The sequence below is a fragment of the Sphaerisporangium rubeum genome (assembly GCF_014207705.1).
In the GTDB taxonomy this organism is placed as follows: Bacteria; Actinomycetota; Actinomycetes; order Streptosporangiales; family Streptosporangiaceae; genus Sphaerisporangium; species Sphaerisporangium rubeum.
Genome location: NZ_JACHIU010000001.1, coordinates 6,314,328 through 6,327,427 on the forward strand (window position 1 = coordinate 6,314,328; position 13,100 = coordinate 6,327,427).

13 protein-coding genes and 3 tRNA genes are annotated in these 13,100 nt (G+C 68.5%); 5 read left to right on the plus strand and 11 right to left on the minus strand.

The features are described 5' to 3' along the window. Nucleotides 1-91: 91 nt before the first annotated feature. Nucleotides 92-460 carry a DUF1622 domain-containing protein gene (locus BJ992_RS26635; protein WP_184985581.1) on the plus strand — a complete coding sequence of 123 codons (369 nt, stop codon included), beginning with the start codon at nt 92-94 and terminating at the stop codon, nt 458-460. 42 nt (nt 461-502) lie between these two features. Here the strand turns inward: BJ992_RS26635 and BJ992_RS26640 are convergent, their stop codons facing one another. The 4 genes from BJ992_RS26640 to leuC form a co-directional block, all read right to left on the minus strand. Beyond that, nucleotides 503-802, minus strand: a complete 300-nt coding sequence (locus BJ992_RS26640; protein ID WP_184985583.1) for an HU family DNA-binding protein — start codon at nt 800-802, stop codon at nt 503-505. A 190-nt stretch (nt 803-992) separates the two neighbouring features. Beyond that, nucleotides 993-1,229 (minus strand): SCO5555 family protein, encoded by a 237-nt coding sequence (locus BJ992_RS26645; RefSeq protein WP_184985585.1) that lies wholly within the window; start codon nt 1,227-1,229, stop codon nt 993-995. Then, nucleotides 1,208-1,795 (minus strand): 3-isopropylmalate dehydratase small subunit, encoded by a 588-nt coding sequence (gene leuD, locus BJ992_RS26650; RefSeq protein ID WP_184985587.1) that lies wholly within the window; start codon nt 1,793-1,795, stop codon nt 1,208-1,210. Before leuD ends, BJ992_RS26645 begins: the two co-directional genes overlap by 22 nt. Before the next feature lie 15 nt (nt 1,796-1,810). After that, a complete protein-coding gene (gene leuC, locus BJ992_RS26655; protein WP_184985589.1) occupies nt 1,811-3,187 on the minus strand; it encodes a 3-isopropylmalate dehydratase large subunit in 1,377 nt (458 codons plus the stop codon). Between the two features lie 137 nt (nt 3,188-3,324). On the opposite strand from leuC, the gene BJ992_RS26660 reads away from it, so the two are divergent. Together BJ992_RS26660 and BJ992_RS26665 are read left to right on the plus strand one after the other, a co-directional pair. Continuing rightward, entirely contained in the window at nt 3,325-4,041 is a 717-nt protein-coding gene (locus BJ992_RS26660) for an IclR family transcriptional regulator (RefSeq protein ID WP_184985591.1), read from the plus strand. A 75-nt stretch (nt 4,042-4,116) separates the two neighbouring features. After that, nucleotides 4,117-5,880, plus strand: coding sequence for a hypothetical protein (locus BJ992_RS26665; RefSeq protein WP_184985593.1), 1,764 nt, complete (start codon nt 4,117-4,119; stop codon nt 5,878-5,880). A gap of 105 nt (nt 5,881-5,985) precedes the next feature. On the opposite strand, the gene BJ992_RS26670 is transcribed toward BJ992_RS26665, so the two are convergent. From BJ992_RS26670 to BJ992_RS26680, 3 genes are all read right to left on the minus strand, one after another. Then, nucleotides 5,986-6,058 (minus strand) — tRNA-Glu (locus tag BJ992_RS26670). Nucleotides 6,059-6,089: 31 nt separating this feature from the next. Further along, a tRNA-Glu gene (locus BJ992_RS26675) sits at nt 6,090-6,165 on the minus strand. A gap of 199 nt (nt 6,166-6,364) precedes the next feature. Next, nucleotides 6,365-6,436, minus strand: a tRNA-Gln gene (locus BJ992_RS26680). Nucleotides 6,437-6,639: 203 nt separating this feature from the next. On the opposite strand from BJ992_RS26680, the gene BJ992_RS26685 reads away from it, so the two are divergent. After that, on the plus strand, nt 6,640-8,634 hold the full coding sequence (locus BJ992_RS26685) for a M3 family metallopeptidase (protein WP_184985595.1): 1,995 nt from the start codon (nt 6,640-6,642) through the stop codon (nt 8,632-8,634). Between the two features lie 98 nt (nt 8,635-8,732). Here BJ992_RS26685 and BJ992_RS26690 read toward each other — a convergent pair whose 3' ends face one another. The 4 genes from BJ992_RS26690 to BJ992_RS26705 all read right to left on the minus strand — a co-directional run bounded on the left by BJ992_RS26690 (nt 8,733) and on the right by BJ992_RS26705 (nt 12,607). Next, on the minus strand, nt 8,733-8,996 hold the full coding sequence (locus BJ992_RS26690) for a hypothetical protein (RefSeq protein ID WP_184985597.1): 264 nt from the start codon (nt 8,994-8,996) through the stop codon (nt 8,733-8,735). Between the two features lie 44 nt (nt 8,997-9,040). After that, nucleotides 9,041-9,775 carry a hypothetical protein gene (locus tag BJ992_RS26695; RefSeq protein ID WP_184985599.1) on the minus strand — a complete coding sequence of 245 codons (735 nt, stop codon included), beginning with the start codon at nt 9,773-9,775 and terminating at the stop codon, nt 9,041-9,043. 689 nt (nt 9,776-10,464) lie between these two features. Beyond that, nucleotides 10,465-11,838, minus strand: a complete 1,374-nt coding sequence (gltX, locus tag BJ992_RS26700) for a glutamate--tRNA ligase (RefSeq protein ID WP_184985602.1) — start codon at nt 11,836-11,838, stop codon at nt 10,465-10,467. Beyond that, nucleotides 11,831-12,607: a fumarylacetoacetate hydrolase family protein gene (locus BJ992_RS26705; RefSeq protein WP_184985604.1), complete on the minus strand. Its 777-nt coding sequence runs from the start codon at nt 12,605-12,607 to the stop codon at nt 11,831-11,833. Before BJ992_RS26705 ends, gltX begins: the two co-directional genes overlap by 8 nt. Nucleotides 12,608-12,714: 107 nt before the next feature. Between BJ992_RS26705 and BJ992_RS26710 the strand changes: the two genes are divergently transcribed. Next, nucleotides 12,715-13,050 carry an antibiotic biosynthesis monooxygenase family protein gene (locus BJ992_RS26710; RefSeq protein WP_343072863.1) on the plus strand — a complete coding sequence of 112 codons (336 nt, stop codon included), beginning with the start codon at nt 12,715-12,717 and terminating at the stop codon, nt 13,048-13,050. The last annotated feature ends 50 nt before the right edge of the window (nt 13,051-13,100 follow it).

Here is a 13,100-nt window from a genome sequence, read left to right on the forward strand (position 1 = left end):
AACTTCCCCGCCTGGCGGGGTCACCCGCCGCCATGAGTGGGTACGGCGAGCGGTGGACCCCCGTCATCGGGACGGTCACGTGCGAGGTGCCGTGGAGCTGAAAGGTCTCATCGAGACCGCCGGCGAGCTGATCGACGCCGCCGGCGTGGTGGTCATCGTCGGCGGCGCGCTGACGGCGACCGCGATGTTCGGCCACCGCCTGACGCATGGCGCACCGTTCCCCGCGACCTACCGCCGGTACCGCCAGGGCCTCGGCCGAGCGATCCTGCTCGGCCTTGAGTTCCTCGTGGCCGGGGACATCGTGCGCTCGGTGGCCGTGTCGCCGACCTTCGCCGGCGTCGGCGTGCTCGCCATGATCGTGCTGATCAGGACGTTCCTCAGCGCCTCACTGGAGGTCGAACTGGAGGGCCGGTGGCCCTGGCGGAGAGCGCGCGACGACGTCCCGCCGGAGGCCGTCTGAACGGGTGCGCGCCCGGAACGCGATCCGGGCGCGCGGCCGGGACTACTTCTTCTTGGACGCCTTCTTGCCGGCGGCGTTGACCTGCTCCTTGAAGTCGGCACCGGGACGGAACTTGGGGCCCCAGCTCTCGGAGACCTTGATGGGCTCGCCGGTGCTCGGGTTCCTGGCCTGGCGGGCCGGCTTGTGCGCCATCTCGAACGCGCCGAAGCCCGTGATCGAGACCTTGTCCCCGCTCGAAACGGCCGTCTGGATCGTCTCGATGATGGCGTTCACCGCCTCGGTCGCCGTCTTCTTGTCGCCGACCCGATCGGTGATCGCGTCTACGAGTTCTCGCTTGTTCATCTGGCTTTGCTCCCCCTGGTTACCGCTGTCATGAGGATGAGCGTCGCCGGCGTCGGCGCGCGACCCCGTCTCACCCGGTGTTGCCTGGCGCGGGGTTCCGGCACGCAACCACCAGTCAACGGTCAGAAACCCCTTACCCGCTTGAAATTAGGGGACACAGAGCCAGGACTCAATCACATTCCGCAATGTTTCACCTACGCGGCGTGTCGGAGTGGCCGTCCAGATCGGCCAAGAAGGTCTCCAGGCGGGCCTTCGCGTGCTCCAGATCGCGCTTCGCGACCTCACAGATCGCCACAAAACGGCGGGCGAAACGCTCTTTCTCGGCAGGGGGGAGCCGTACGGCGGTGACGCGGCGGTGCGCCTCGCGCAACCGCCGCGCCAGATCTTCCTCCGGACCCTCGGGGGTCAGACGGTCGTCGGCAGCCATGACTGCCGACCATTCTCGTACGTCTCGATGCCGGACGCGTGCCGCAGGGTCAGCCCGATGTCGTCGAGGCCCTCCATGAGCCGCCAGCGGGTGTAGTCGTCGATCTCGAACGACGCGGTGCCGCCGGGCCAGCGCACCTGCCGTTCCCCGAGGTCGACGGTCACCTCGGTGGCCGGATCGGCTTCGGCGGCGGCCTGGATCTCCTCGACGACCGAGGCCGGCAGCACCACAGGCAGCAGGCCCATCTTGGTGGAGTTGTTCCGGAAGATGTCGCCGAACCGCGCGGCGATCACCACGCGGAAGCCGTACTGCTGCAGGGCCCACACGGCGTGCTCACGCGAGGAGCCGGTGCCGAAGTCGGGCCCGGCGACCAGGACGGACGCGCCGGCGTACGCGGGGTCGTTCAGCACGAAGGACGGGTCCTCGCGCCACGCGGCGAACAGGCCCTTCTCGAAGCCGGTGCGGCTGACCTGCTTGAGCCAGACGGCCGGGATGATCTGGTCGGTGTCGACGTTGCTGCGGCGCAGCGGCACGGCGGTCCCGGTGTGGGTGGTGAAGGCTTCCATCGAAAGACTCCTGATCTACAGGTCGGCAGGCGCGGTGAGACGGCCGGTGACGGCGGTGGCGGCGGCCACCGCGGGTGACACCAGATGGGTGCGGCCCCCCTTGCCCTGGCGACCCTCGAAGTTCCGGTTGGAGGTGGACGCGCTGCGCTCCCCCGGCGCCAGCGTGTCGGGGTTCATGCCGAGGCACATCGAGCACCCGGCGGCCCGCCACTCGGCCCCCGCGGCCGTGAACACCTCGTGCAGACCCTCGGCCTCGGCCTCGGCCTTCACCCGCATCGAACCCGGCACGATCAGCGTGCGCGTGATGACCTTGCGGCCACGCAGGACGTCGGCGGCGGCCCGCAGGTCCTCCAGGCGGCCGTTGGTGCAGGACCCGACGAAGACGGTGTCCACCTCGATGCCGGTGAGCGGCGTGCCGGCGGTGAGCCCCATGTACTCGAGGGCCCGGCGCGCGGCGGCCGGGTCGTCGGTCTCCTCAGGCGCCGGCACGTTCTGGTTCAGCGGCAGGCCCTGCCCCGGGTTGGTGCCCCAGGTGACGAACGGCGACAAGGTGGAGGCGTCGATCTCGACCACGGTGTCGAACACCGCGTCGTCGTCGGTGCGCAGCGACCGCCAGTACTCCACCGCGGCGTCCCAGGCGGCGCCGGACGGCGCGTGGGGACGTCCCTTGAGGTAGGCGAACGTGGTCTCGTCCGGCGCGATCATGCCGGCCCTGGCCCCGGCCTCGATGGACATGTTGCAGACCGTCATGCGGCCTTCCATGGACAGCGCGCGGATCGCCTCGCCGCGGTACTCCACGACGTGGCCCTGGCCGCCGCCGGTGCCGATCTTGGCGATGATGGCGAGGATGAGGTCCTTGGCGGTGACGCCGAACGGCAGCTCGCCGGTGACCTCGATGGCCATGGTCTTCGGCCGGTACGCCGGCAGCGTCTGCGTGGCGAGCACGTGCTCCACCTCGGAGGTGCCGATGCCGAAGGCCAGCGCGCCGAACGCGCCGTGCGTGGAGGTGTGGGAGTCGCCGCAGACCACGGTCATGCCGGGCTGGGTGAGGCCGAACTGCGGGCCGATGATGTGGACGACCCCCTGGCCGTCGTCACCCATCGGGTGCAGCCTGATGCCGAACTCGGCGGTGTTCTTTCGCAGGGTCTCGACCTGCGCCTTGGACACCGGGTCGGCGATGGGGCCGAGCACGGTCGGGACGTTGTGGTCCTCGGTCGCGATGGTGAGGTCGGGACGTCGCACCCGGCGTCCGGCCATGCGCAGGCCGTCGAAGGCCTGCGGGCTTGTCACCTCGTGGACGAGGTGAAGGTCGATGTAGAGCAGGTCGGGTTCGCCTTCCGCGCGGCGGACGACGTGCTGCTCCCATACTTTCTCGGCCAGTGTGCGACCCATGCTCTGAACGCCTCCTTGCGTTTCATGCCCCGGATCGTCTCAATCTCTAAGACGGACATATCGTTATATGGACAGCCTACCCGCTCCACGCTCACAAGCCAGTTGCATCTCGGATAGCGAGACGGCAGTATCGGGGTATGGACAACTCTAGCGGAGTCGGCGTGCTGGACAAGGCCGTGCTCGTGCTCAACGCCTTGGAGGCGGGTCCCGCGTCCCTGGCCCAGCTCGTCCAGGCGACCGGCCTGGCCCGGCCGACCGCTCACCGCCTCGCGGTGGCGCTGGAACACCACCGCATCGTCACCCGCGACACGCAGGGACGTTTCGTGCTCGGCCCGCGGCTGTCCGAACTGTCCACAGCGGCCGGCGAGGACCGCCTGCTCGCCGTCGCCTCCCCCGTGCTCACCCACCTGCGCGACATCACCGGCGAGAGCGCGCAGCTGTACCGCAGGCAAGGCGACGAGCGGGTCTGCGTGGCCGCCGCCGAGCGCGCGAGCGGCCTGCGCGACACCGTGCCCGTCGGCTCCTCGCTGCCGATGACCGCGGGGTCGGCGGCACAGGTGCTGCTCGCCTGGGAGGAGCCCGACCGCCTGCACCGCGGGCTGCGCGGCGCCAAGTTCACCGCCGCCACCCTCGCCAGCGTGCGCCGCCGCAACTGGGCCCACAGCGTCGGCGAGCGCGAACAGGGGGTGGCGAGCGTGTCGGCCCCCATCCGCGGGCCCGGCGGCAAGGTGATCGCCGCGGTGTCGGTGTCGGGCCCGATCGAGCGGCTCACCCGCACCCCCGGCCGCATCCACGCCGCGCCGGTCGTGGCCGCCGCCGAGCGCATCACCGAGTCGATGCGCCGCAACAACTGAATCCGACGGTCATCAGGGCCCACGACAAGGGCTAACTGATTAGAGAGCGCCGCCGCCAAGCACTAGCCTGGCGGGGTGACAGATCGCATCGAGGCAGCCGCGTCCGAGCTGCGTCCTCTCCTGCAAGAGTTCATTCTGTGGGCACCGGACAACGCACCGGACAGTGACCCCGATCTGGTCGGGCCCGTCGCTCTCTGGCACCGCCTGACCCTGCGGGACGACGTGCGCCTGTGGCGCCGCGGCGACCTCCGCCCCATCCTCGTCGAGCGCATGCCGCAGGTCGTCGAGGACGCCGAGGCCGCGGCGGACGGCATGCTCGCCGCCGTCCGCGCCTACCTGACGTTCCTGTCGGAGTCCGGCCGCCTCGCCAAGGGCTCCGACTCCCTCGGCGATCTGCTCGACGAGCTCGACGCGATCGAGGACGACTTCGACGAGGCGATGGAGGACGTCCTCGGCGAGCGCGAGTGGGACGACGACGATGACGAGGACGACCTCGACGAGGAGGAGGTCGAGGGTCTCGGCGACTTCGAGCCGTTCGCCGACGAGATCGCCGACCTTCCCACCATCAGGCTGCGGCCCGACTCCGAGCTGGCCGCCGCCGCACGCGCCGTACCGCTGATCGCCAAGGCCCGCGACCTCGCCGTCTGGGTCGGCGCCTCCCGCACGGTCGGCGCCGAGACCCTGCTCAGCGACGACGAGATCCGCGAGGCCCTCACCGTCGTGGGGCTCCCCGAGCCCGCCGCCAAACCGCTCGCCGACGAGGTCCCCGCGCTGTGGAACCTGTGGAACCTCGCGGTGGACCTGGAGTTCCTCACCCCCGACGACGAGAGCGAACAGGGTGACACGGTCAGCGTCGACGAGGACACCGCCGCCTGGCCGTTCGACAACGACGAGGACGTCCTGGACGCCTGGATGCTCGGCCTCCACTCGGTCGACTACGGCGACCCCGAGCTGGACGACGACGACCTCACCCTGGCGCTGTCCGGCCTGACCCGCGGCCTGCTGGTGCGCCTGCTCATCGCCGGCGGCGAGCGGTCCGTCGACGAGCTGCGCGACGAGCTCGCCGAGGCCGCCGCCGAGTTCGACGACCTCGGCGCGCAGGCCTGGCAGGAGGCCGGCGACCCGCTGGAGCCCGTCCTTGAGTGGCTGTCGGGGTACGGCATGGCCGAGGTGTCCGGCGGTGTCGTGCGCCTCACCCCGCTCGGCACCGAAGGCGTCGTCCACCTGCTCGACGACGACGACATCGAGGTGGACGCGCGTCCCGCAATCGACGCGATGAGCGCGCTGGACCTGCTGTCCCTCAGCGCCGACCTCCCCGAGGAGGAGGCCGACGCCGAGTTCGCCGCCTGGATGAAGCTGCGCGAGCCCGCCACGGCCGCCGAGGAGCTTCTGGAGGCCGCCGCGGACGACGAGGCGGACGCGCTCATCCGCGTGCAGGCCGCCAGCCTGGTCGGCACCCTCGGCCCGGTCGCCGTCCCCGCCTGGAAGGCCGCGCTCGACGAGCCGTCGCTGCGGCCGTACGCGGCGACCCACCTCACCCAACTCGGCGTGCCGGACGCTCCGGAGCCCAGCCAGAGCGACACACACTGGCTGATCCTGGACATGTGGGCCATCTCCGCCGGTCTCGGCACACCGGAGTTCGTCAGCAGCCTGCACGACATCGGCCCCGCGCCGGTGCTGAGCAACCTGCTCGACGTGATCTGGAAGGTGCCGCACCCGCACGTCGAGGAGCTGCTGGAGATGATCGGCGACTCGCACCCCGACCGCCAGGTGTCCAAGGCGGCCAGGCGCAGCCTGTTCAAGGTCCGCTCAGGCAACTCCGGCCACTCGGGCCACTAGCTCCTCCGGGGACGGCTCCGGCCGTCCCCGGCGGGGTGCGGCGGGCCCGCGGAGAAACACGAAACCCCCGGACGTTGACGTCCGAGGGTTCGACTACACCAGGTGTAGCCCCGACCGGATTCGAACCGGCGCTACCGCCTTGAGAGGGCGGCGTCCTAGGCCACTAGACGACGGAGCCGTGCGGCTCGCGGTGCGAGCCGGGTGCGCAGTGGTAGTCCCGACCGGATTCGAACCGGCGTTACCGCCTTGAGAGGGCGGCGTCCTAGGCCACTAGACGACGGGACCCCTGCGCGAAATGCCTGCCGGCCCGATCATCCGAACCGACTGAGGCGTCCTCTCGGACGCCTCGGCAACGGGCGTTACTCTACCGCACCCGTGAGAGCACGGCCAAACCGGTTGCCGGGCCACCCGGGGACTGGAAACCCGCGTGGAACGACGAACGCGGACGTCCGTTTCCGGACATCCGCGTCGCGCTGGCAACCTGCTGGGGTACCAGGACTCGAACCTAGACTAGCTGAACCAGAATCAGCCGGGCTGCCAATTACCCCATACCCCATCGGCTTCACGGAGCTCCTTGCGGAGCGGCCCGCTTGCGCCTTCGAAAGAATAGCCCAGCTTGGCGGTGAGGACCAAAACGATTGGTGAACACCCAGCTCGACGGTCACATCCCGAGGCCGTCCACAGGGGGTGCCGGGGTGGTGGGCCGATGTGCGAGGCTGACTTTTGGTCAGAGCCCGTTCCACGAGAGGAGCCCGCGCCTTGAGCGAGAACCCGTTCTTCGCCCCGAGTGCCCTGCCCTACGGCCTGCCGCCTTTCGCCGAGATCCGGGAGGAGCACTACGTCCCCGCTTTCGAGCGCGGCATGACCGAGCAGCTGGCCGAGGTCGAGGCCATCGCGGGAGACAGCGAGGCGCCGACGTTCGACAACACCGTGGCGGCCCTGGAGCGCTCGGGCCAGGTGCTCAGCCGCGTGTCGGCCGTGTTCTTCAACCAGTCCTCCTCCGACACCAACCCCACGGTGCAGGAGATCCAGAAACAGATCATCCCCAAGCTCACCCAGCACGGCGACGCGATCCACCTCAACCGGCCGCTGTTCGCGCGCATCAGGCAGATCTCCCCCGACGGCCTCGACGCCGAGCAGGCGTGGCTGCTGGAGCGGTACGTCACCGACTTCGTGCGCGCCGGCGCCGAGCTCGGCGCCGAGGACCAGGAACGGCTCAAGGCCCTCAACGAGGAGCTCTCCACGCTGTCCACGCGCTTCGAGCAGAACCTCCTGGCCCACACCAACGCCTCCGCCGTGATCGTCGACGACGTGGCCGAGCTGGACGGCCTGTCCGAGGACTCCGTCAAGGCCGCCGCCGAGACCGCCAAGTCACGCGGCCTCCCCGGCAAGTACGTCATCCCGCTCGTCCTGCCGACCGGTCAGCCCGGTCTCGCCGAGCTGACCGACCGCGCGCTGCGTGAGCGCATCCACCGCGCCTCCATCCAGCGCGGCGTGCCGGACAACGAAGAGCTGATCGTCCGCATCGCCACGCTGCGCGCCGAGCGCGCCAAGCTCCTCGGCTACCCGACCCACGCGGCGTACGTCGTGGCCGACCAGACCGCGCCGACCACCGAGGCCGTCACCGAGATGCTCGGCAAACTCACCCCACCCGCCGTCGCCAACGCGCACCGCGAGGCCGAGGAGCTGCGTGAGCAGGCCGGCCACGACCTGGAGCCGTGGGACTGGTCGTTCTACGCCGAAAAGGTCCTCAAGGAGCGGTACGCCATCGACGGCCGCCAGATGCGGCCGTACTTCGAGCTGGACCGCGTCCTACGCGACGGCGTGTTCCACGCCGCCACCCTGCTGTACGGCATCACGTTCACCGAGCGACCCGACCTCGTCGGTTACCACCCCGACGTCCGTGTCTTCGAGGTCTTCAACGAGGACGGCTCACAACTCGGCCTGTTCCTCGGCGACTACTACGCGCGACCGTCCAAGCGCGGCGGCGCCTGGATGAACAGCCTGGTCAAACAGTCGACCCTTGAGGGCACCAGGCCGGTGGTGGTCAACAACCTCAACATCGCCAAACCCCCCGCCGGCGAGCCGACCCTGATGACCTTCGAAGAGGTCAACACGATGTTCCACGAGTTCGGCCACGCACTCCACGGCCTGTTCTCGGAGGTCCACTACCCCCGCTTCTCCGGCACCGCCGTCCCCCGCGACTTCGTGGAGTACCCGTCCCAGGTCAACGAGATGTGGGCCGTCTGGCCGTCCATCCTCGCCAACTACGCACGCCACTGGCAGACCGGCGACCCCATGCCGAAGGACCTCCTCGACCGCATGCTGGAGTCCCAGAAGTACAACCAGGGCTACAAAACCGTCGAATACCTCGCCGCCACCCTCCTCGACTGGTCCTGGCACACCTTCGAAACCCCACCCGACAACGCTCTGACCTTCGAACGTCAAGCCCTCCAGACCGCCGGCGTGGACCTCCCCCTGGTCCCCCCGCGCTACCGAAGCACCTACTTCGCACACATCTGGTCCAGCGGCTACAGTGCCGGCTACTACTCCTACATCTGGAGCGAAGTCCTGGACGCCGACACCGTCGACTGGTTCAACGAAAACGGCGGCCTGCTGCGCGAGAACGGCGACACCTTCCGCCAGAAACTCCTCAGCAAAGGCGGCAGCGTAGACCCCATGACCGCCTTCCAATCCTTCCGAGGCCGCACCCCCCGCATAGAACCCCTGCTCGAACGCCGCGGCCTCCTCTAACCCTCTCCCCCACCCCGCCGCCCTCCCGCCGTACCGACCCTCTATGCAGGACCACTTCTACGGCGGGACGCGGCGTGAAACCCCTCCGCCTGACCTGGTCAGGCGAACACTTCTTCGACTCTCACAGCGGTCACCGCTAGATCAAGCCACTTCTCGAGCTGGTCGATGTCCACACAACCGGCGACGCGCTGACGCTCGGCATCGGTAACCGTCAGACCACGCTTCTTCAGCACTAGCAGGACAGCGTCGCCATATGCCTCCGCAAAGCTTTCCGCATAGGCTTCCGCGTAACTTTCCGCATAAGCTTCCGCACGGCCTTTTGCGCGCATGTCAGAGATGTAGGTATGGGCCTCAGCGGCCATGAACGTCCTCCAGAGGCTGCGTACATGGCCTTACCCTCGCGCAATCAGGCGAGCAGTTCGTCGACACTCGCGGCGGTCACGGCCCGCAGGAGCCACTGCCGAAGCTGGTCGGTGTCCGTACAACCGATGATGCGCTCGCGCTCAGCGTCAGTGACTGTCAGACCTCGCCCCTCCAGCACCACCAGAACAGACTCCGCGCAGCCTTCCACCCGGCCTTTGGCGCGCATCTCCGAGATGTAGGTGTGGGTCTTGGTGGCCATCAGTGTCCTCCAGAGGTTGCGTGCAGGGCCTGCACCGAGGCCCGATTCGGTGAATTCGGCGAGGCCGGCGGCTTCTTTCCTGTCGAGGTGGCCCAGTGCGTCGGACAGTGCGTCCAGTATGACATCTACGTTGGGTGACTTGGCGTGTACAACCGCGGACAAGATGGCGTAGTGGATGTCCTGCGCGGCTTCGGCCTCAGTGGTGACCGGAGGCATGTTGTCAGGGCCGAGGACCAGGGGTCGCAGTGTCATCGTGGGCCAGCGACCCGGACCGATGTCGTAAGGGCTGCGGGCCCAGGACGCGGTGTCGGCGGTGGCGCAGGTGACGATGAGCAGGACGTCGCACTCATAGGTGTCGTGCAGGTGAGCGAGGTAGCGAGCCCAGCGGCGCCGCTTCTGCTCGGACCTGGCGGTCTGCGATTCGATCGCGGCTATGACCTGGCCGTCCTCGTACTGAAGTTTGAGGAGGGTGTCGACCCAGCGTGGGACGGGTTCAAGGTCGGTGAGATCGACGTTCATGATCTCGACCTTGATGGGATCAGGCAGAGGCACTGCCAGTTCGTTCCGGAGGACGCGAGTAAACAGCTCGGTGTGTCGTTGGAAGATCCTGTGCAATGCCTCGTGCGAAGCAGTAGGCATGACGTTAAGTTATCGCATGAACACTCTTCGTGCATGGCAAAGTCGCGAAGCGACCCGCCTGATCGACGCTGAGAGCTTCCCGCACGGGCCGCTACGCGCCGGTCGAGACGTGGTGGGGGTGGCTAGGTAGCCGAGCTGGAGTGGGTCCGGCCTGATGGGTGCGCTGGGATGTCTGCGGTGGTCGTAGCGGAGTTCGAATCCCGGTCTCGTCTCGCGTGGTCGGCTACGTGCCGGTCGAGACGTGGTGGAGGTTGGGTGGGTGGCCGAGTTGGGGTGGGTCGGCTCTGATGGGTGGGCTGGGTCACTGCAGCCGAAGTGGGGTTTTCAAAGGAAGGGGCGAAGCCCCGGGAAGGCACAGCCCGAGCCGGAAGGCGCCTTGGCGCCTGGAGGCGAGGATCACGACGCGGAGGGCCAGCACCCTGCCGTGCTGCCGGTTGACGTGCGTAAGAAGGCGCCGACTTCGCCGTACCACTCCCCGCCGCGTCGGCGCCGGGGAGAGATCAGATAGGGCGAGTGCGAGGTGCCGCGCAGGCCCGAGGAGGCTATGCGGGTGGCGTACTCCCCTCGCTTCAGGACTCCAGGCGGGTCAGGGCCGCGCGGAGGCGGTCCATGGTGCGTTCGCGGCCGAGGGCCTCGATGGACTCGAACAGGGGGAGGCCCACGGTGCGGCCGGTGACGGCCACGCGGACGGGGGCCTGGGCCTTTCCGAGTTTGAGGCCGTGTTCGGCGCCGGTTTCCTCCAGGGCCGTCTTCAGGGACTCGGGGTCGAAGGAGACGGTTTCCAGGCGGGACAGGTAGCCGCGGAGGATGTCGGCAGCGCCGGGTTTCATGGCCTTGTCCCAGCTTGGCTGGTCGAAGACGGGGTCGGTGAGGAAGAGGAAGTCGACCTGGGAGGTGATCTCGGACAGGACGGCTATGCGGGTCTGGGCCAGGGGTGCGAGGCGGCTGAACGTGTCGAGGTCCCAGTCGGGGTCGAGCCATGGCCGGCAGCGGGTGATGAAGACGTCCAGTGGCAGGGCTCTGATGTACTCGCCGTTGAAGGCCCGCAGTTTCTTCTCGTCGAAGAAGGCCGGGGACGGGTTGACGTCGGACAGGGAGAACAGGGGGACCATCTCGGACCACGGCATGATCTCGCGGTCGTCCCCGGGGCCCCAGCCGAGCAGCATCAGGTAGTTGACCATCGCCTCAGGCAGGTAGCCCTCGTCCCGGTACGACTCCAGGGCCACCTTGTCGCGGCGCTTCGAGAGCTTCTGCCGCTTCTCGTTGACGATGACCGGGACGTGAGCCCAGACCGGCGGCGTCTTGCCGAGCGCCTCCCACAGCAACTGCTGCTTGGGTGTGTTGGACAGGTGCTCCTCGGCCCGGACGACGTGCGTGATCCGCATCTCGATGTCGTCCACGACGTTGGCCAGCACGAACAGCGGCGAGCCGTCGCCGCGGACGATCACGAAGTCCTCGATGGCCTGGTTGGGGAACTCGACCTTGCCTCGCACGAGGTCGTCCACCAGGGTCACCCCGTCGCCCGGGGTGCGGAACCGCACGGCCCCTTCGGTGAGTCCTCGCTCGCGGCAGAACCCGTCGTACCCCTGGAAGTCGGACCCTGTGCGGGCTTTCACGTCGTCCCGGGTGCAGGTGCAGTGGTACGCCAGGCCGCCGGCCACCAGCGTGGCCGCGGCCGCACGGTGCTGCGCCTCGTACGCCGACTGGAAGTACGGCCCCTCGAAGTGCGGCGAGTCGCCGTTGATGCCGATCCAGGCCAGCGCCGAGATGATCCCCTCGGTCCATTCGGGCCGGTTACGCGCGGCGTCGGTGTCCTCGATGCGCAGGACGAACCGGCCACCGGACTGGAGCGCCAGAGCCCAGTTGAACAGTGCCGAACGAGCCCCACCCACGTGGAACATGCCGGTTGGGGACGGCGCGAAACGCACACGGAGATCAGTCACGGGGAACCACCCGGTTGGTCAGAGTGCCGATGCCTTCGATGCCGACGCTGACCTCGTCGCCGTCCTCAAGCGGCCCGACCCCCTCCGGGGTGCCGGTGAGGATCACATCCCCCGGCAGCAGGGTCATGACGTCGGTGATGTACGAGATCAGCTTAGGGATGTCGTGCACGAGCTGCGACGTACGCGCGCTCTGCCGCAGCTCGCCGTTCACGGTCGTGGTGATCGCGAGGTCCGAGGGGTCGAGCTCGGTCTGGATCCACGGTCCGAGCGGACAGAACGTGTCGAACCCCTTGGCCCGCGTCCACTGTCCGTCCTTGCGCTGCAGGTCGCGCGCCGTGACATCGTTCGCGCAGGTGTACCCGAAGATGACTTCCTTGGCCCGCTCGACCGGCACCTCCCTGCACAACCGTCCGATCACCACGGCCAACTCCCCCTCGAAGTCGACCCGCTCGGACAACTTGTGCGGATAAGCGATGGAATCCCCCGGCCCCACCACCGAAGTGGACGGCTTACCGAAGATCAGCGGCTCCGCCGGCGGCTCCCCACCCATCTCCCGCGCGTGCTCCGCGTAGTTCTTCCCGATCGCGATGATCTTGTTAGGGATGATCGGCGCCAGCAGCCGGATCTCCTGGATCGGATACCGCTCCCCGGTGAACCGCACCTCCCCGATCGGATGTCCGTCGATCCTGGAAACGAACTCCGCTCCCGCAGCCCCCTCGACCACCCCGAAAGCGGCCCCGTCATCCGTGGAAAACCTCGCGATACGCACCCTCCAAGGCTAGTCCCGTCCAAGAACCTCCCAGCCACGCCGTCCACCACCCCACCCCCGGCGGATCATAAGCTTGTCCGGAACCCGCCTACCCGCAGGAGGTCCACGTGCCCTCGGTCGTCAAGATCAACGTCCTGACCGTCCCCCCCGAGATGCGCACAGAACTCGAACGCCGTTTCGCGGGCCGCGCCGGCATGGTCGAGTCCTCCGACGGCTTCGAATGGTTCGAACTGCTCCGGCCCTTGGACGGCACCGACCGCTACCTGGTCTACACCCGCTGGCGCAGCGAGGAAGACTTCCAGAACTGGCAGCAAAGCCAGGCCTTCCAGGCCGGCCACGCACAGGCCGCCGCCGAAGGAAGAGGCCACGGCCACGGCCAGGCAGCCGCCGGCTCAGAACTCTGGTCCTTCGAAGTAATCGAAAGCACCGGCCACAAGGACTGAACTCCGAAAACTTTCAAAACGGCACGAACCGACCGCCGGCGCATCGCTGC

Excerpts from the sequence above, each read along its gene's own strand:
- BJ992_RS26640 (WP_184985583.1), bottom strand. The coding sequence starts at position 802 with ATGAACAAGCGAGAACTCGTAGACGCGATCACCGATCGGGTCGGCGAC.
- BJ992_RS26645 (WP_184985585.1), bottom strand. The coding sequence starts at position 1,229 with ATGGCTGCCGACGACCGTCTGACCCCCGAGGGTCCGGAGGAAGATCTG.
- leuD (WP_184985587.1), bottom strand. The coding sequence starts at position 1,795 with ATGGAAGCCTTCACCACCCACACCGGGACCGCCGTGCCGCTGCGCCGC.
- leuC (WP_184985589.1), bottom strand. The coding sequence starts at position 3,187 with ATGGGTCGCACACTGGCCGAGAAAGTATGGGAGCAGCACGTCGTCCGC.
- BJ992_RS26660 (WP_184985591.1), top strand. The coding sequence starts at position 3,325 with ATGGACAACTCTAGCGGAGTCGGCGTGCTGGACAAGGCCGTGCTCGTG.
- BJ992_RS26690 (WP_184985597.1), bottom strand. The coding sequence starts at position 8,996 with ATGGCCGCTGAGGCCCATACCTACATCTCTGACATGCGCGCAAAAGGC.
- BJ992_RS26695 (WP_184985599.1), bottom strand. The coding sequence starts at position 9,775 with ATGAACGTCGATCTCACCGACCTTGAACCCGTCCCACGCTGGGTCGAC.